Consider the following 18694-nt stretch of genomic DNA (forward strand, 5'->3'; position numbering starts at 1 on the left):
AAAGCGTTCCGCTTTATGCGCCCTACGGAGCTTCGTCGCTGGAATGAAAGACGGGGCGCCCCCTCGCGGAAGCGCCCCGTTCTTTGACGCGTCGTGTTGCCTTAGCCGTTGGGCAGCAGGCGCACGGTCAGGCTCTTGATGTAGCGGGTCTCCGGGATCGCCAGGTGGACCGGGTGGTCCGGGCCCTGGCCGCCGCGTTCGAGCAGCTGGATGTTGCGGTCCAGGTGGCGGGCGCTGCCCAGCAGGATGTTCTGCAGGTCGTCCTCGGGCAGGTGCATGGAACAGGAGGCGCTGACCAGGATGCCGTCCTTGGACAGCAGGCGCATGGCCTGCTCGTTCAGGCGGCGGTAGGCGGCCTCGCCGTTCTTCAGGTCCTTCTTGCGCTTGATGAACGCCGGCGGGTCGGCGACGATCACGTCGAAGCGCTCGTCGGCGGCTTTCAGTTCACGCAGGGCTTCGAACACGTCGCCTTCGACGCAGGCGACCTTGTCAGCCACGCCGTTCAGCGCGGCGTTGCGCTCCACGCCATCGAGGGCGAAGCCGGAGGCGTCCACGCACATCACATCGCTGGCGCCGAAGGCCGCGGCCTGGATGCCCCAGCCGCCGATGTAGCTGAACAGGTCGAGCACGCGCTTGCCCTGCACGTAGGGTTGCAGGCGGGCGCGGTTCATGCGGTGGTCGTAGAACCAGCCGGTCTTCTGGCCGGCCAGTACCGGGGCTTCGAACTTCACGCCGTTCTCTTCCAGGGCGACCCATTCCGGGACTTCGCCGTAGGCATTCGCCACGTAGCGCTCCAGGCCTTCGGCGTCACGGGCGCTGGAATCGTTCTTCCACAGCACGGCGCTGGGCTTGAGCACCTGCAGCAGGGCGGCGAGCACGTCGTCGCGGTGCTTCTCCATGGTCGCCGAGGCGAGCTGGACCACCAGCACGTCACCGAAGCGATCCACCACCAGGCCCGGCAGCAGGTCGGAGTCGCCGTAGACCAGGCGGTAGAAGGGCTTGTCGAAGAGGCGCTCGCGCAGGCTCAGGGCGACATTGATGCGGTGAACCAGCAAGGATTTGTCGAGAACGTGCTTGGTATCGCGGGAAATCAGGCGGGCGCAGATGAGGTTGTTCGGGCTCAGCGCGACGATGCCCAGCGGCTTGCCGTTGGCCATTTCGAGGATGGCCTGTTCGCCGGCGCCGAATCCGTTCAGCGGGGTGGCGGCGACGTCCACCTCGTTGCTGTAGACCCACAGGTGGCCGGCGCGCAGGCGGCGCTCGGCGTTGGCTTTCAGACGCAGGCTGGGCAGGGTCATGGGGAAGGGCTCCGGCAAAAAGAGCGGGATTATAGCGCAGCGACGTGCGCCGCCGGAGCGCGGCGCACGGGCTTTTGATCGGCGGCGCTCAGGCGGCCAGGGTTTCGATCAGCTGCTTGTTGAAGGCGGGGATGTCGTCGGGTTTGCGGCTGCTGATCAGCTGGCCATCCTTGACCACCTGGCGGTCGACCCAGTGGCCGCCGGCGTTGTTGATGTCGTCCTTGAGCGAGTTCCAGCTGGTCAGGGTCTTGCCCTTCACCAGCCCGGCAGAGACCAGCAGCCAGGCGCCGTGGCAGATCACCGCGATGGGTTTCTCCGCCTGGGCGGCCTTCTGCACGATTTCCTGGGCCTTGGGCAGGTTGCGGATCTGGTCGGCGTTGATCACCCCGCCGGGCAGCAGCACCGCGTCGTACTCGTCGATGCGGGCGGTCTCGAAGGTGCCGTCGACCTTGAAGCTGTCCGCCGGCTGGTCGTGGTTCCAGCCGCGCACCTGGTCCTTGCTGTCGGAGAGGATCTTCACCTGGGCGCCGGCCTGTTTCAGGGCGTCGCGCGGGCCGGTCAGTTCCACCTGTTCGAAACCGTCGGTGACCAGGATGGCGACGGTCTTGCCTTTGAGGGTGTGGCTCATGGCGTGTCTCCCATTTCGTCCGCTGGGTGTAAAGGTTCCGACACAGCCGCCGATGAAAGTTCCATCAAAAGCAGCAGTTCCAGACGCCTCGGCTCTGGGTAAACTGTGCGCCCCGTCAACTTTGCCAGCGCGCCCCATGTCCCAAGAACTCTCCGCCGAACAGATTCGTCAGGCCCTGCAGGGCATCAGCGTGCCGCCGCAGCCGCAGATCATGGTTGACCTGCAGATGGAGCAGTTCATGCCCAACCCGGACCTGAAGGCGATCGCCAAGCTGATCAGCCAGGACCCGGGCCTGTCCGGTGCGCTGCTGAAACTGGTGAACTCGCCGTTCTTCGGCCTGGCCAACCGCATCACCTCGATCCAGCGCGCGGTGAACCTGCTGGGCAGCCGCTCGGTGATCAACCTGATCAACGCCCAGTCGATCAAGGGTGAGATGACCGACGCCACCATCGTCACCCTCAACCGCTTCTGGGACACCGCCCAGGACGTGGCCATGAGCTGCCTGACCCTGGCCAAGCGCATCGGCTATGAGTCGGTGGACGAGGCCTACGCGCTGGGGCTGTTCCACAACTGCGGCATCCCGCTGATGCTCAAGCGCTTCCCGCACTACATGGATGTGCTGGAAGAGGCCTACGCCAGCGCCAGCGACGAACGCCGTGTGGTGGATACCGAGAACCGCGTGCTGAACACCAACCACGCGGTGGTCGGCTACTTCACCGCGCGTTCCTGGCGCCTGCCCGAGCATGTCTGCGAGGCCATCGCCAACCATCACAATGCGTTGTCGATCTTCAGCGAGGACAACTCCCGTGATACCCAGCTGAAGAACCTGCTGGCGATCCTCAAGATGGCCGAGCACATCTGCGGTTCCTACCGCGTGCTGGGCAACCAGAGCGAGGACCACGAGTGGGAGAGCGTGCGCGCGGTGGTGCTGGATTACGTCGGGCTGACCGAGTACGACTTCGAGAATCTCAAGAGCAGCATCCTCGAACTGGGCGTGGGGCAGGGGGCATATTGAGCTCCGCGAGTTGAGGCTCGGGCTCTCTGTAGGATGGTGTGGAGCGCAGCGATACCCATCGCTCCGTGCCTGGACAGCATGGGTATCGCCTAGGCTCCACCCATCCTACGGGGTGAGAGAGCCGGTTACTCCTCGTGAAGGGATAGATATGAAAAAGCCGGGCATCTGCCCGGCTTTTTCGTTCAACGTCGGCGATCAGTCGAGCATGTCGCTGAAGCGTTCGTCCTTCTTGTAGGCGATGGTCTGGCTGAAGCCGGGCACCTGGATGCCCTGGTCGCTGATCTCGATGGCCTGCTCGTCGATCATGTCGTTGCCGAAGTTATAGATGATGTCGAAGCGGCCCTGGGTCGCGGCTTCGTCGTACTGCTGGGCGGCGGCGCGGGTGGTTTCGCGGCGGGCCTGGTAGGCGGCGAAGGCGGTATCGCCGTGGCGCTTGCGCAGCATCTTCTCGGTCACGGCCGGGGACAGCAGCACGCCGGTGGCGTTGTTGCCGCCGAAGCCCTTGGAGTTGATGAAGCAGACTTCCAGGTCGTCGCGGCGCACGTCGCTGTTGGACAGGGCGATGTGATCCTTGAAGACGTCGTCGGCGAACTTGTCCACGGTCTTGATGCCGGGGATGACGCCGTAGCGGAAGGTGCCCAGGGCGGAGATCAGCTGGTCGGCGCTGGCGGTAGCCAGGGAATGGCCGACGAAGGCCTTCACCGCGGTGACCGGCCAGCCCTGGATGCCGAAGGCGGTGGCGACGCGGTCGAGGATTTCCGATTCGGTGACGCGGTTGGCCGGGGTGCTGGAGCCGTGGGCGTGGACGAAGCTGCGCTGGCGCACACTCTGCTCGCCAACGATCTGCGCGGCGGCGGCCACGGCCTTGGCCATGGTCAGGTAGTTGCCCGGACCGGGTGCGGAGATGGACTTCTTGAAGCCGTCGGCGTTGATGAACACGTCCGGCACCGAACCATGGATATCGGCGCCCAGTTCCAGGGCCAGGGCATCGTCCATCAGCACGACGTACTGCGCGGACTCGGCCAGGGAGAAGCCGCAGTTGTCGCCGAACGGGCGGCTGGCGCGGCGGAAGTCGACGTCGTCGCGGCCTTCGATGTGGCGCAGGCCTTCCTCGGTGGCCAGCGCGCCCATGGCGGCGTAGCCCTCGATGATCTCCGAGGTGATCGGCGCTTCGGCGTTGCCGACGATGGCCACGCGGGCCTGGCCGGTGGTGATGACGTCGATGCCTTTCTGCAGGTTATAGAGGAAGGTGGCGCAGGCGCCGGTGACGCTGCCGGTCATGCCGACGCTGCCCAGCACGTAGGCGTTGATGAAGTCGGTGGGCATGCTGTTGAAGCCCAGCGGCAACTGCTTGGCCGACACGCGGTGGCCGCGCAGGCGCGATTGCAGCAGGCCGCCGAAGCCGTTCTCGTCCAGCTGGCTCATGATGCTGCTGGAGAACACGGCGATCTCGTCGGGCTGCACGGCGTTGCAGATGGTCTGCCAGTCGATGCCGGTGGAGCGCACCGCGTCGGTGGCGGCGACCACGGACATCTGCAGGCCGCGGGGGTGGAAGCGCGAGTTGTACAACTCGCCCGGCTCGAAGCCGGTGGGCAGCTGGCCGGCGGACTTCACCGGCAGGGCGCGGTAGCTGTCGACCTTGAATTCGCAGCTGTCGTGCAGGGTGACGCGGACTTCGCCGCCTTCGAGTTCCTCCACCGACCAGTTGGCCGGCAGCGGCTCGGGCAGTTGCTTGCGCAGGGTGGTGAAGCTCACCGGGCTGCCGGCGGCGCTGACGGTCAGGCTCTTGTGGCAGTGTGCGGCGTCGACGTCGAGGTATTGCAGCTCGATGCGGCGGATCAGCGTGGACTGGCGAATCTGCTCGCCGAAACGCTGCTCGATGGCCGCCAGATCGAGGGCGTTGCCGTCCGTATCCTGGTACTGGCCGTCGACGACTTTCACCAGCTTCATCATCACCGCGAGACCGGCGAGGGTTTCCTGGCGGGCGGCGCTCTCCATGGATTCGAGAACGGTGCGGCGGAACCCATGGTGGAAGGAACTGCGGCCTGCCGCGTTATATCCACCAAAACCAACGATGACCGGTAAGCGAGACATCTCTCGGAAACTCCTTCAGCAAGTGCATCTTGTGCGCCGGACGACGGTGGCCCATGCAGGGGCAGCCCGGTGGCACAAAGCCAGGCGGTGGCTTCTATGATTCGGAATGCTTTAGCTGACGAGGATGATGACTGCCGAGTCACGCTTGCGCCAGGAATTGTCGGAAGAAGTCGACGAGTTCCCCGGCGGATCGCGCAGAACGCCCTGAACGAAAACGGGAGCCACGAAGGGCTCCCGTTTCGATGTTGCCTTTGCTGAGGGTGGGGCTTAGCGGTACTCGATGCCAGGCTTGTTGGTGCTGACGCGAGTGCCGGACTTGCCCTGGGTGATGGCGACGATGTTTTCCAGCGAGCCGATCACTGCATCCTTGCCGGTGGCACGGGCGAACTCGGCCGCGGCCTGGACCTTCGGACCCATGGAGCCGGCGGCGAAGCCAAGGCGTTCCAGTTCGTCCGGGTGGGCCTGGGCGATGGCCTTCTGGGTCGGTTTGCCCCAGTCGATGTAGGCCGCGTCCACGTCGGTGGCGATGATCAGGATGTCAGCCGACAGTTCCTGGGCCAGCAGCGAGGAGCACAGGTCCTTGTCGATCACTGCTTCGACGCCGGAGAGTTTCTTGCCGGATTCGTCGTACATGGTCGGGATGCCGCCGCCGCCCGCGCAGATGACGATGGTGCCTTTCTCCAGCAGCCACTTGACCGGGCGGATCTCGAAGATGCGCTTCGGACGCGGGCTGGCCACCACGCGGCGGAACTTGTCGCCGTCCGGGGCGATGCTCCAGCCTTTCTCCTTGGCGAGGGCTTCGGCCTCTTCCTTGGAGTAGACCGGGCCGATGGGCTTGGTCGGGTTCTGGAAGGCCGGGTCTTTGGAGTCGACCTCGACCTGGGTGAGCAGGGTGGCGAACGGCACTTCGAACGGCAGCAGGTTGCCCATTTCCTGTTCGATCATGTAGCCGATCATGCCTTCGGTCTCGGCGCCCAGGACGTCCAGCGGATAGGGGCTGACCTTCTCGTAGGCCGCGCCCTGCAGGGCCAGCAGGCCGACCTGCGGGCCGTTGCCGTGGGCGATCACCAGCTCGTTGCCGGGAGCGACCTTGGAAATCTGTTCAGCAGCGATCCGTACGTTGGTGCGCTGGTTGTCGGCAGTCATGGGCTCGCCACGACGCAGCAGGGCATTGCCGCCCAATGCGACGACGATACGCATATTCATTTCCTCCGAAAGAGTGGAAACGCGCCCGGGCTGGCGCTCACGGCGCGGCCCGGGGCGGCCCGGCATTACATGTCGGCGAGGGTCGAAACGAGGATTGCCTTGATGGTGTGCATGCGGTTTTCCGCCTGCTCGAAGGCAATGTTGTACGGGGATTCGAAGACGTCTTCGGTGACTTCGATGCCGTTCTTCAGGTTCGGGTACTTGGCGGCGATGTCCTTGCCGACCTTGGTCTCGCTGTTGTGGAAGGCGGGCAGGCAGTGCATGAACTTCACGCGCGGGTTGCCGGAGGCCTTCATCATCTCCATGTTGACCTGGTAGGGCAGCAGTTCGTTGATGCGTTCGCCCCAGGCTTCCACCGGTTCACCCATGGAGACCCAGACGTCGGTGTGGATGAAGTCCACGCCCTTGACGGCGACTTTCGGGTCTTCGGTGATGGTGATGCGGGCACCGCTTTCCTCGGCGAATTTCTTGCAGGCGGCGACGTGTTCGTCGGTCGGCCACAATTCCTTCGGTGCGGCGATGCGCACGTCCATGCCGAGCTTGGCGCCGATCAGCAGCAGGGAGTTACCCATGTTGTTGCGGGCGTCGCCCAGGTAGGCGTAGCTGATGTCGTGCAGCGGCTTGTCGCTGTGCTCGCGCATGGTCAGCACGTCGGCCAGCATCTGGGTCGGGTGGTACTCGTCGGTCAGGCCGTTGAATACCGGAACACCGGCGAACTTGGCGAGTTCTTCGACGATTTCCTGTTTGAAGCCACGGTATTCGATGGCGTCGTACATGCGGCCGAGGACGCGGGCGGTGTCCTTCATCGATTCCTTGTGGCCGATCTGCGAGGAGTTCGGGTCGATGTAGGTGACGTTGGCGCCCTGGTCATAGGCGGCGACTTCGAAGGCGCAGCGGGTGCGGGTCGAGGTCTTTTCGAAGATCAGCGCAATGTTGTTGCCTTTCAGGTGCTGTTGCTCGGTACCGGTGTACTTGGCGCGTTTCAGGTCGCGGGACAGGTCGAGCAGATAGCGCAACTCGCGAGTGCTGTGATGCATCAGGCTGAGCAGGTTGCGGTTGTGCATATTGAAAGCCATGTTCGTTCTCCTTGTGGGATGGAATCTTGGCCTCGTCAGTACAGCTCGTGGCTGGCGGGGCGGGCGGCCCTGGCTGGGGCCGCCTCTTCGGATCAATGCGCTCTGTTGGGTGTAGTCGCGTTGTTGCTGCAGCCTGGGATCAATAGTCGACCGGGTCGCGGATGATCGGGCAGGTCATGCAGTGACCGCCGCCACGGCCCCGGCCCAGTTCGCCGGCGCTGATGGTGATGACTTCCACGCCGGCCTTGCGCAGCAGGGTGTTGGTGTAGGTGTTGCGGTCATAACCGACCACCACGCCCGGCTCCAGGCAGACCACGTTGTTGCCGTCGTCCCACTGTTCGCGTTCGGCGGCGAAGCTGTTGCCGCCGGTTTCGACGACGCGCAGTTTCTTCAGGCCCAGGGATTCGGCGACGACGGTCATGAAGTCCTTGTCTTCGCGCTGGACGTTGATGCCGTAGGGGCTCTTCTCGTCCGGGCGCAGGGTGAAGGCAACGATCTCTTTCACCACTTCCGGGAAAACGGTGACCAGGTCGCGGTCGCAGAAGGTGAAGACGGTGTCCAGGTGCATCGCGGCGCGGGACTTCGGCAGGCCGGCGACGATGACTTTCTCGGCAGCACCCTTGGCGAACAGCGCCTGGGCGACCTGGCCGATGGCCTGGCGGGAGGAGCGCTCGCCCATGCCGATCAGGACCACGCCATTGCCGATGGGCATCACGTCACCACCCTCGAGGGTGGACATGCCGTGGTCCTTGTCCGGATCGCCGTACCAGACTTCGAAGTCGGCGTTGACGAATTCCGGGTGGAACTTGTAGATCGCGGTGGTCAGCAGGGTTTCCTGACGTCGCGCCGGCCAGTACATCGGGTTCAGGGTCACACCGCCGTAGATCCAGCAGGTGGTGTCACGGGTGAACTGGGTGTTGGGCAGCGGCGGCAGCAGGAAGCTGGAGTGGCCCAGGTAGTCGCGATACATCTTCAGCGCCTTGGCGCCTTCGCTCTCGGGGATGTCGTCAGCGGCGACGCCGCCGATGAGGAATTCCGCCAGCTTGCGGGGCTCCAGGCTTTCCAGCCAGCCACGCAGTTCCTGGGTCAGGCCGACACCAACGCTGTCGTTGGTGATCTTGCGATCGAGGATCCACTTCAGGGCTTCGGGGTTCTGGACGGTCTCGGTCAGCAGGTTGTGCATTTCCAGGACGTCGATGCCGCGTTCGCGCATCTTGGTGACGAAATCGAAGTGGTCACGCTTCGCCTGGTTCACCCAGATAACGTCGTCGAACAGCAACTCGTCGCAGTTGCTCGGGGTCAGGCGTTGATGGGCGAGTCCGGGCGAGCAGACCATCACTTTGCGTAGTTTGCCAGCTTCAGAATGGACGCCAAGTTTGGTTTTTTCCGTGCTCATGAGATGTCTCCAGGAGTTACAGAGTGAGGAAGCCGTCGTAGAGGCCATAGGCCGCGATCAATGCACCGATCACGACTACTGCGAAGATGAGCTTCTCGACATTGGTGAAGATGGGTTGGCCCACTTCACGTTTCGCTTTTGCGAAGAGGATGACGCCGGGTGCGTAGAGCAGTGCCGACAGCAGCAGGTACTTCAGGCCGCCGGCGTAGATCAGCCACACCGCGTAGAGAACCGAGATACCGGCGATGATCAGGTCCTTGTTGCGCTCGCCCGCATCGTTCTCGTAGGTCTCGCCCTTGACTGCCAGCAGCAGGCCGTAGGCGGCGGACCAGAAGTACGGGATGAGGATCATCGAGGTCGCCAGCAGCAGCATCTTGGTGTAGGGGTCCATGCCACCGTCGGAGCTACCGGAGGTGAAGAACACGATGACCAGGAAGACCTGCACGCAGATGTTGGTCAGCCAGAGGGCGTTGGCCGGCACCTGGTTGGCGTTCTCCTTGCGGAGGAACTCCGGCATGGTGTGGTCCTTGGCGGCGGCGAACATGATCTCGGCGCACAGCAGGACCCAGGACAGCAGGGCACCCAGCAGGGAGATCAACAGGCCGACGCTGATCAGCACCGCGCCCCAGTGACCGACCACGTGCTCCAGTACCAGCGCCATCGACGGGTTCTGCAGCTTGGCCAGTTCCGGCTGGGTCATCACGCCCATGGACAGCACGTTCACCAGCACCAGCAGCAGCAGGACGGTGATGAAGCCGATCACGGTGGCCTTACCGACGTCCGAGCGTTTTTCCGCACGGGAGGAGAAGATGCTCGCGCCCTCGATACCGATGAACACCCAGACGGTGACCAGCATCATGTTGCGCACCTGGTTCATCACGCTGCCCAGGTCAGGATTGCTCTTGCCCCAGATGTCCGCGGTGAAGATGTCCAGCTTGAAGGCGAACAGGGCGATCAGGATGAACAGGAACAGCGGGACAACCTTCGCCACCGTGGTGATGGTGTTGATGAACGCCGCTTCCTTGATTCCGCGCAGCACCAGGAAGTGCAGGGCCCACAGCAGGATCGACGCGCAGACTATCGCCGCGACGGTGTCGCCCTTGCCGAAGATCGGGAAGAAGTAGCCCAGGGTGCTGAACAGCAGGAGGAAGTAACCGACGTTGCCGAGCCAGGCGCTGATCCAGTAACCCCAAGCCGAGGAGAAGCCCATGTAGTCGCCGAACCCGGCCTTGGCGTAGGCGTACACACCGCCGTCGAGTTGGGGTTTGCGGTTGGCCAGGGTCTGGAAGACGAACGCCAGGGTCAGCATGCCGACCGCGGTGATGGCCCAACCGATGAGAATGGCGCCGACGTCTGCGCTGGCCGCCATGTTCTGTGGCAGGGAGAAAATGCCCCCGCCGATCATGGATCCTACGACCAGGGCTGTCAGCGCGCCGAGTCGTAGTTTTTGGCTGCTTTCTTGAGACATTTAAGAATCTCCCTATAGGAAGTTGGAGAGTGAAGCTATTAGGCGCCTGTCCCCGCGGGACGCTCCTGACACAGGTCAATAGCTCGCTATCCAATGTTTCGAGCGGGACTTCCTGCTCCGCTCACCCCGGATAAACCATAGGAGAGGTTTTCCATTAGCGCCCGATTTAGAGGGGATTTCGTAACGAATTGGGCGTGCGCGGACGCCTCCCTTAGCCGCCTGCAAAAGGGCAGCCCAGAGCGGGCAAGTCATTCGACTGAGATGGCAGTTTGCTAGCAGGCAAGCGCAAGGACTTGATCGCTATGTAGGAAAATCCTGAGCGATCATGCTGAAAGGGGGATTGGCCGGGGCAGGATCACTGCACCCGGCGATGCGCCCGACCGGAAGTGAGCGCGAGAAGGCCAATGGCCGAAGGACACCGCCAGGTTCGTGGCCCGGCGGGCGCGGCAAGACGGGCAGGCCGCGAGAGCGATTGCACCAGGCAATCGCTGCGTATCGCAGAGCAAGGTGTGTGCCAGGCAGCAGGGCGCCGCCGGGGCCTGTTGTAGCGCCGTTCTCCCCTGGCCGCAGTGCCGCGGATAGGCGGATTTCTGCCTAGCTGTCGGCCTCATCGGCGGAATTTCCGCCACTGCCGTGGAAGTGAGCGGCTCCCGCCAGAAGCGCAGGCAGTGATCAGCGTTCTTGTGTCTTCGGGCCCGCGAAGGTGAAGAACTTGTATAGCAGGAAGGTGCCGAATGCCGGGACTGCCAGGGAGAGGGCGTGAGCCAGGCCGTCGGCGATGGATTCCAGACCCAGCTGGCGCAGCCCATAGCGAAATGCCAGGGCGGAGACCCAGACCACCGGCATGAAGGCCACATTGATCAGCAGGAATTCCCGCGCCTGTGCCGCGATCGGTCGTGGCGAACCCGGGAACACGAAGCGTCGATTGAGCAGGAAGGCCACGCTGATCCCCACCAGGTAGGCCAGCAGCACCGACAGCGAGTAGTTCAGCTCCTGGCTCAGGGCGTAGCGGGTACACCAGTTGGCCAGGGCCGCGGTCACGCCGACACCGATGAAGGTCAGGAACTGGCGGGTGAGGAAATGCCTGATCATTTTGCCGCTGCCTGGATCGCCATCTTGCGGCCGAAATCGATGCTCTCGGATATGCCGCGATCCTCCGGGTAGTAGTAGGAGGTGTCGGCTGCCCACAGCCCCTGCACGGGGAGTTCTACCGGCGGCAGGTGCTCCAGGTAGCCCGGGTCGCAGATGGGTTGGGCGTAGCGGTAGCGGCTGGCGCGCAGTTCGAGAAAGTCGGAGTCGGCCAGCTGCGGATTGATCTTCTGCAGGTAGCGTTTCACCTTGTCCAGGAAGGCCTGGTCCGGCTCCTGGAATTTCGGATGCTCGCCGGGCATGTAGAAGGGTACGTAGACGATGTGCTCATCCAGCGGGCGCAGGTTGCTGTACTCCACCAGGCCCGGGATATCCATCTCGGGATCGTTGGTGTTGAGCCAGAAGTTCTCGGTAACCGCCTTGCGCAACTTGGCGATGACGCAGACAACGGCGATGTTGTTCACCGAGCGGAACGCGTCGAGGGTGGCTTCCGGCAGGTCCGGCATCAGGCGCGGGACGTAGGGCATCGGGATGGTGCTGATCACCTTGTCGAAGGCGTGCTGCTCGCCGGCTGCCTCGACGCCGCGAATCCTGCCGCCTTCCATCAGCACCTTGCTCACGGGGGTGGACAGGCGGAACTCGCCGCCATGCTGCTGGATATAGTCGCGCAGCCCATGCAGCAGGGTCTCGGAGCCGCCGTCCAGGTAACCGAGCTTTTCCTTGAACAGGCTGTAGCGCGAGCGACCGATGCGGCGAATTCGACTCCAGATCCAGGCTGCCGAGAGGTTGCTGGTGTAGTCGTAGAACTTGTAATCGAACAGCCGGCGCCACAGCACCTCGTAGGCTTCCGCGCCCACCCAGCGCTTGATCCAGCCGGTGGCCTCGACATGGTCCAGCGGCTTCCAGTCATTGCGCTTGGTGGACAGGAAGGCGTGCAGTCCGTAGCGGAACTTGGCGATGAAGCTCAGGCCGGAGAACTTCAGCAGGGCGACCGGGTTGCCCCAGGGCTGAACCTTGTCCTGGTACCAGTAACCCATCTTGGTGGCGACCCAGGTCATCCGGTCGGACAGCCCCAGCTCCTCCAGTACCTTGAGAAAGGCGTGGTCGGAGATGCAGTGGAAATGGTAGTAGCGCTCGATGGACAGGCCGCCGAAGTCGAAGTGTGCGGTCATGCCGCCGACACGATCATCGGCTTCGAAGATCACTGGACGATGGCCATCCCTGACCAGTTGGTAAGCCACTGCCAGCCCCATGGGGCCGGCACCGAGCACGGCTATGCGTTGATTGTCCTTCATCAGAATTCCAGTACGACCTTGCTGTAGGTGGGGTGCTTGAAGGTTTGTTCCACGGCCTTGGCGAAGGGGGTCGGTTTCACCTTGAAGATCTCCGGCCAGTCGATCACCTCGAATTCATCACGGGCCACCAGGGCCTTGAGCTGGTCGGCGGTGAAGGGCGGGTTCTTGTCGAACAGGGCCCAGGTCTTCAGCAATACGTAAAACAGCCCGTATGGGATCTTCAGCAGTAGGCAGCGGGCGCCGGTGGTGCGGCGAATGGTGCGGATGATGTCGATGTAGTCGACCTCTTCCAGACCGGTGATGTTGTAGACCTGGCCGGCGATCCGCGACTCGATGCAACTGGCGATGATGCTGCTGAAGTCGCCGGCGTACAGGGGCTGGCGCATGTAGCGGCCGTTACCGGGGATCGGGAATACCGGCACCTTCTGCATGAAGCGCGACAGCCAGCCCAGGTGTTTGCGGTCGAACCAGCCGAACATCAGGGTGGGTCGCAGCACGACGCAGTTGATCCCGCTTTCCAGGACGATGCGTTCCTGCTCTTTCTTGGTATTGGTGTAATGGTCGTCGGCGACCGATTCCACCACGGACGAACTGATATGTACCGTGTAGGGAATTTCGTAGCGCTTGATCAGCTCGAGAATGCGCTCGGTCGAGGTGATGTTGTTGCGTACGAAGGGCTCCGGATTCGGATCGCCGATCTGCGCCTGCAGCATGACGACGGTATCGGCGCCTTCGAAGTGCCTTTCCCATTCGCCGGATTGGGCAAGGTCGGCGTACTCGACGGTCAGCTCCGGGTGCAGGTTGCGCAGGATGTCCAGGTTGGCGCGGTGCTTATCGAGCACCACCAGGTTCGTGTAGCCGCGTTCCTTGAGCTGGGCCACCAGGTTCTGTCCGACCAGGCCGGCGCCGCCGGGAAGGAGAATCTTCCTTTGCATTACTCGAAACACCTCAGTGCAGTTGCACGGCAAGCGTACAAGCGGGATCTTCGGCCACGATTCTGATCGTGGCGGGAAGGGTTGATTTCAGTACGTAGCCATAAAAGCCTGCTTGCCCGGCGCGCGGATCGATTGCATGGGCAACGTCTGGGCGGGGGTATCCGGTCAGTGCGTAGCCGAGGATTGTACCATCTGCACTGGTGATCCAGAGGCTGCCGGGAACCCGGCCGGATTCCGGCGAATACAGCCAGCCGACGACCTGCAGGAACTGGTCGTCGCCCTTCACCGTAGGCGTGGCATCGACGGCGCCCTGACAGGCCGTCACATCTTGTACCCGTAATTTTTGCCCCAGCTGCTCATGAACATCGCGGATGGCCGGGTTGGCAAAGATCGATATGTTGCGTTGTCGGGAGTCGTTCGCGTAGACGGCCAGCCGGTCGAAGATGTTGTAGACATACGGAATGGTCGCCTCGTCTCTGACCCCCATTTCGATGGCCAGTGCGGCGAGCATTTTCCAGCGAGGTTCGTCCACCGGCTTTTTCAAGTCGTGGACTTGTAGCTGGAGGAAGGCCAGCATCAGTAGCAGAGCGGCTATCTGAAGGCCGGTGTTCTGAGAGAATCGCTTGCCCCATCGTTGAGCAAACAGGATGAGCAATGCACCCCAGCCCATCAGGGCAGGAGTGGCGTAGCGGCCACTCAGGGCCTGTTCCAGGCCGAAGATCAGGCGTCCTCCCGCCGTGCCAAGCGCCGTTGCCCCCAGGTAGGCGATATAGGCCAGGAGACACAGGGCTATGGGGCGTTCTCGCCAGTGACGGGCGGTGGACCAGGCCAGATAGAGGCTGCTAAGGCAGAAGAACACACCGGCCACTTCGCCGAGCCTGGCTCCTGCCCCCAGATGAGCAATGGGATTACCCAGGTAGAGAGCGACGTAGCGGAGGGTGTCCAACGGCCGAGTGAGTAGTGTCTGGCTCAGCGAGCCATGCTCCGGATTGGAATGGTAGCCGTGGAAGTAGCTCAGTATCGTCAGTGTGGTGAGCGTGGCCAGAATCAGGAGACGTACAGGACTGACCCGCAGGATCAGGGCCAGCAGTAGTAGGCAGGGCAGCGCCAGCACGCCATTGGCCATGGTACCCGCACTGAGCACACCGACCAGGCAGGCGAGCGCGAAGTATCCGCTCGCTTGGGTGCTGCGCCAGAGCAGGAAGGTCGCCAGTAGCGGGAACAGTTGGGCGGCGAAGAATTGCGATTGGAACCCCCAGCTCAGATTCTCGGCCTGGACCCACGAGAAGCAGAAGGTGGCGATTACGGCGTAAAGCGTCCAGCGGGATTGCCGCGACTCGGTTCCAGGCAGGGCGTGGCGAATGATCGCGGCGAAAGTCGCGACGGCGGCTCCTGCCAGGAGGTAATTGCAGGTGACGAGAAAGAGCGTGGTCCCACCGAAGACATGGATGTCCAGCCAGAACAGCAGGCGCGAAAAGATGATCCGGTGTTCGTTGTGCAGATAGGTCCAGGCACTCAGGTCACCCTGATTCAGCCGCATGTCGAAGCCGATATACCCATCCCACATGTCCAGGTAGGGGACGGGAGAAAAATTCCTCGCCCCCAGGATCAGCGTCGATATCAGGGTGAGCGCCGCGATGCAGGCGAACAGGATCCAGCTGTGGCGCTGGAACCGCTCCGTCACAAAGACATTCTCTTGAACACCACACCGGGAATGCTGCGGATGATCAGCATGATCCCGGCCCAGAAGAAGGGCGCGTAGATGCTGTCCTTGCGCTTCTCCACGGCGCGGACGATGGCCAGTCCTACTTGTTCGGGCTGAGCCACGAGCGCCTGTGGCAGCGGCAACCCCTGGGTCATGGGGGTATCGACGAAGCCTGGCTTGATCGTCAATACGTGCACCCCGACCTTGTACAGGCGAGCCCGCAGGCCCTCGCAGAAGGTACTCACGGCCGCCTTGGCCGTACCGTACAGATAGTTGGACGGGCGGCCGCGGTCGCCGGCGACGGAGGAAATCACGGCGATCGTACCGGTGCGTTGTTCTTCCATGCGGTTTGCCAGGCGCGTCAGCAGGGCAATCACGCTCAATCCGTTGCTGGAGAACTCCTGCAGAGCCGTCTCGACATCCTGCTCGCAGCGTGCCTGGTCCGGCAGTGTACCGTGAGCAATCAGGCAGACATCGACCCTGCCCAACTGACTGAATGCCTCGCCCAGCATGCCGTCGTGGGCAGCGAAATCATTCATGTCCAGCGAAATGGTCTGCACTTCGCGCGCGCCTCGGGAGCTGAGGTCCGCCGCCACCTGCTCAAGCTTCTGTTGGTTACGCGCCACCAGGACGAAGCGGGCTTGTTCAGTGGCCCAGATACGCGCGCAGGCGTTGGCGATGGCGGAAGTGGCGCCGATGATCAGGATATTCTTCATGCTTGAGTCACGCGTTTCCAGAAGTGTGAAAGCAGCGCCGGGTCGCGCAATTGTTCGACGTGTTGCCAGGCCGGGTAGAAGGCCTGGAAGTCAGCGGCACTCATGTGCGCATCCTTGGCGGGATAGAGGCGCCCGCCGGCTTCGCGGACGATGCGGTCGAGGCGCCCGAACAGGCCCGAGGCCAAACGGTGGTGCTGAGGAAAATCCAGTGCCAGCGACACCCCTGGCATCGGGAAGGACAGCAGGCCTGGCGAGGGGACATCGCCGCAGCGCTTCATCACGGCCAGGAAGGAACCGCTGCCGCTGGCGGCAATGCTGGCGAGGATTTCCCGCATCGCTTCCTCGGCGCTGCCGGCGGGAATGACGCACTGGTATTGCTGGAAGCCCGACCGGCCGTAGATGCGGTTCCAGTGCAGGATGCTGTCCAGGGGATAGAAGAACGGGTCGTAGCTGCCCTGGCCGGTGTGCCGGCCGGGTTTGTGAAGGGCGTAATAGGTGTTGTTGAACATCCGCAGGCTGAGGTTGTTCATCAGCGAGATGGGCGGAGTCAGCGGCATGCTCAGGCGTCGTCGGTCATCGACCCGCAACTCGCCACTGCGGGCGTGGTTGCCGACGGAGAATACGCCTCGTCCGGCGGCAGGACCCTTGGCCAGGCAGTCGATCCAGGCAACCGTGTACTCGTGGGAGTGGTCGAACTCCTCGGACAGGCTGAAGAACTCGCCGAGCGAGTCGAAGCGCACCGTGGTGCTGTCGATCAGGCTGGAACGTATCGGCATCAATTGCAGCTCGACCCAGGCGATGACGCCGGTGAGGCCCAGGCCACCGATGCTGGCGCGGAACAGCTCGAGGTTCTGCTCGGCGGAGCACTCCAGTGGTTCGGGCTGGTCCGAGCGCTGCAGGGCGAAGCGCCTGACGTGGCAACCGAAGGTGCCGCGCACATGGTGATTCTTGCCGTGCACGTCGTTGGCCACGGCACCGCCCAAGGTGACGAACTTGGTGCCCGGTGTCACCGGCAGGAACCAGCCGCGCGGCAGTGCCACGGCAATCAGTTCGGCCAGGGTCACGCCAGCTTCGGCGCGGACGACGCCGGTCTCCCAATCGACGGCGAGCAGGCGGTCCAGTTGTCGGGTCTGCAATAGCTCGCCGCTGCTGGCCAGGCAGCTGTCGCCATAGCTGCGGCCGTTGCCATAGGGCAGGGTGGTCTGATGAATCCGGGCGAGAAGGTCGAGGCTGGCCGCCAGCTCATCGCGCCAGGCACAGGCATGGCGTCGCTGCAGTATCTGGGGATAACGCCCCCAGGAGCAGAGTTCGCTCCTGCTCATGCGGCGACCCAGAAGGTCAGCGCGAACAGCGCTCCGACCACCAGGCTGGTGCGGTCCTTGATGGCGAACACCACCGGGTCGTCGTGCATCAGGCCGCGGTGCGTCAGCATCCACATGCGGGTAATCCAGTACAGCAGCAGCGGACAGGCCAGCCAGATGATCTGTGGATAGTGGTACATGGAGGCCGTGGAACCGTCCTGAATGTACAGCGCCAGTACCATGACCGAGAGGTAGCCCGAAGAGGCGCCCAGCGAGGAAATCATCTCCAGGTCATCGGGGAAATAGCCGCGCCCGCGTGTCTTGCCCTCACTGCCGCGGGATCGCGCTTCGCGGAGCTCGGCATAGCGTTTGACCAGCGCCAGGCTGAGGAAGATGAACATGGAGAACGCCAGCATCCAGAAGGTCAGCCTGACGCCAAAGGCGAAGGTGCCGGCCACTATGCGCGAGGTGTAGAGCATGGCCAGGACTATCACGTCCACGGTCATCAGACGCTTGAGCCAGAACGAATAAGCGAGCGTGAGCAGGTAGTAGGCGGCCAGCGCCAGACTGAACTTCCACGGCAGGAGCAGCGCCGCGCCGAGGAAGGCGCCGCCCAGCAGCAAGGGGAACGCCAGCAACCCGCTGCTGATCGACAGGGCGCCGCTGGCGAAGGGCCGCCGACATTTGCTGGAGTGATGACGGTCGTCCTCCAGGTCGAGCAGGTCATTGAGGATGTAGACGCTGGAGGCGCAAAGGCCGAACAGGAAGAAGGCGAGCACGCCGCTGAGCAGCAGGTCCATTTCCAGCAGGCGATGGCTGGCCAGCAAGGGAATGAAGATCAGCGCGTTCTTCGCCCACTGGTGCAGGCGCAGGGCTTTCATCCACAGCCGCAGCAGGTTCCGGGAATCGGGTTTGAGCTCGTCTTCGACGTTGCCGTTCAGGTGCGCCTGCCGGGTGATCTTGCCGTTGGAGTTGACCAGGTAGGCATAGCGCGCCTTGGCCCAGACCGGCAGATCGTCCCGGGAGTTGCCGGCGTAGTCGTAGCCACCTTCGCCGTATTCGCGCACCAGGGCGTCACGCTTGCGGTCTGCCGACAGGTTGATGCTCTCGTCGGAGGCCAGCACCTGGTCGAAAACCCCCAGGTGCGCGGCGATCTGTTCGGCGTAGTGGCGATGGCTGGCTGTGGCCAGGACGATGGGGCGGCCTTGCGCCTTTTCCCGTTCGATCAGGCGCAGTACCGCCTGGTTGTAAGGCAGTACCGCAACATCGACGGGAGCGGCCTGCGCCAGCCGCGACTTGAGAATGCTCTTGCCTCCAGCGAGCCAGCGCAGCGGCGAGAGGAACTGCAGGGGCTGATGCTTGAGGAAACTCAGACCGGACTCCAGCAGCAGGTCGCTATGAATCAGGGTTCCATCCAGATCGATGACCAGGGGTGTCGGCACGCGCTACCTCTTTGTACTTTCAGCTACTCG

At 63.3% G+C, this 18694-nt stretch carries 15 protein-coding genes; 1 reads left to right on the forward strand and 14 read right to left on the reverse strand.

The window, feature by feature from the left end; all coding sequences use genetic code 11:
* Positions 1-101 precede the first annotated feature (101 nt).
* Both HNP46_RS08905 and HNP46_RS08910 read right to left on the reverse strand, forming a co-directional pair.
* Positions 102-1298: a class I SAM-dependent rRNA methyltransferase gene (locus HNP46_RS08905; protein WP_184587891.1), complete on the reverse strand. Its 1197-nt coding sequence runs from the start codon at positions 1296-1298 to the stop codon at positions 102-104.
* Between the two features lie 88 nt (positions 1299-1386).
* On the reverse strand, positions 1387-1926 hold the full coding sequence (locus HNP46_RS08910) for a type 1 glutamine amidotransferase domain-containing protein (protein WP_184587893.1): 540 nt from the start codon (positions 1924-1926) through the stop codon (positions 1387-1389).
* Between the two features lie 190 nt (positions 1927-2116).
* Here HNP46_RS08910 and HNP46_RS08915 point away from each other — a divergent pair, with 190 nt between their 5' ends.
* The gene (locus tag HNP46_RS08915) at positions 2117-2941 is read left to right on the forward strand and encodes an HDOD domain-containing protein (protein ID WP_184588156.1); all 825 of its coding nucleotides are present in this window, start codon (positions 2117-2119) and stop codon (positions 2939-2941) included.
* A gap of 195 nt (positions 2942-3136) precedes the next feature.
* Here HNP46_RS08915 and HNP46_RS08920 read toward each other — a convergent pair whose 3' ends face one another.
* The 12 genes from HNP46_RS08920 to HNP46_RS08975 form a co-directional block, all read right to left on the reverse strand.
* Positions 3137-5035, reverse strand: a complete 1899-nt coding sequence (locus HNP46_RS08920; RefSeq protein WP_184587895.1) for a beta-ketoacyl synthase — start codon at positions 5033-5035, stop codon at positions 3137-3139.
* Positions 5036-5302: 267 nt separating this feature from the next.
* The gene (gene arcC / locus HNP46_RS08925) at positions 5303-6235 is read right to left on the reverse strand and encodes a carbamate kinase (RefSeq protein WP_184587897.1); all 933 of its coding nucleotides are present in this window, start codon (positions 6233-6235) and stop codon (positions 5303-5305) included.
* Between the two features lie 71 nt (positions 6236-6306).
* Positions 6307-7317: an ornithine carbamoyltransferase gene (locus HNP46_RS08930; protein WP_184587899.1), complete on the reverse strand. Its 1011-nt coding sequence runs from the start codon at positions 7315-7317 to the stop codon at positions 6307-6309.
* 139 nt (positions 7318-7456) lie between these two features.
* Positions 7457-8713: an arginine deiminase gene (gene arcA / locus HNP46_RS08935; RefSeq protein ID WP_184587901.1), complete on the reverse strand. Its 1257-nt coding sequence runs from the start codon at positions 8711-8713 to the stop codon at positions 7457-7459.
* Positions 8714-8729: 16 nt separating this feature from the next.
* Positions 8730-10181, reverse strand: a complete 1452-nt coding sequence (gene arcD, locus HNP46_RS08940; RefSeq protein ID WP_184587903.1) for an arginine-ornithine antiporter — start codon at positions 10179-10181, stop codon at positions 8730-8732.
* Between the two features lie 672 nt (positions 10182-10853).
* Positions 10854-11273 carry a GtrA family protein gene (locus HNP46_RS08945; protein WP_184587904.1) on the reverse strand — a complete coding sequence of 140 codons (420 nt, stop codon included), beginning with the start codon at positions 11271-11273 and terminating at the stop codon, positions 10854-10856.
* Positions 11270-12565: an NAD(P)/FAD-dependent oxidoreductase gene (locus HNP46_RS08950; protein WP_184587906.1), complete on the reverse strand. Its 1296-nt coding sequence runs from the start codon at positions 12563-12565 to the stop codon at positions 11270-11272. Before HNP46_RS08950 ends, HNP46_RS08945 begins: the two co-directional genes overlap by 4 nt.
* On the reverse strand, positions 12565-13500 hold the full coding sequence (locus tag HNP46_RS08955; protein ID WP_184587908.1) for an NAD-dependent epimerase/dehydratase family protein: 936 nt from the start codon (positions 13498-13500) through the stop codon (positions 12565-12567). Before HNP46_RS08955 ends, HNP46_RS08950 begins: the two co-directional genes overlap by 1 nt.
* A gap of 13 nt (positions 13501-13513) precedes the next feature.
* Positions 13514-15184, reverse strand: a complete 1671-nt coding sequence (locus HNP46_RS08960; RefSeq protein WP_184587910.1) for a hypothetical protein — start codon at positions 15182-15184, stop codon at positions 13514-13516.
* Entirely contained in the window at positions 15181-15921 is a 741-nt protein-coding gene (locus HNP46_RS08965; RefSeq protein ID WP_184587912.1) for an SDR family oxidoreductase, read from the reverse strand. The genes HNP46_RS08960 and HNP46_RS08965 overlap by 4 nt, the downstream gene beginning before the upstream one ends.
* Complete coding sequence (locus HNP46_RS08970) at positions 15918-17243, reverse strand: FAD-binding oxidoreductase (protein WP_184587913.1); 1326 nt, start codon at positions 17241-17243, stop codon at positions 15918-15920. The genes HNP46_RS08965 and HNP46_RS08970 overlap by 4 nt, the downstream gene beginning before the upstream one ends.
* Positions 17240-18664, reverse strand: a complete 1425-nt coding sequence (locus HNP46_RS08975) for a UbiA family prenyltransferase (RefSeq protein WP_184587914.1) — start codon at positions 18662-18664, stop codon at positions 17240-17242. Before HNP46_RS08975 ends, HNP46_RS08970 begins: the two co-directional genes overlap by 4 nt.
* Positions 18665-18694 lie beyond the last annotated feature (30 nt).

The organism is Pseudomonas nitroreducens, from assembly GCF_014204515.1.
GTDB lineage: Bacteria > Pseudomonadota > Gammaproteobacteria > Pseudomonadales > Pseudomonadaceae > Pseudomonas > Pseudomonas nitritireducens_A.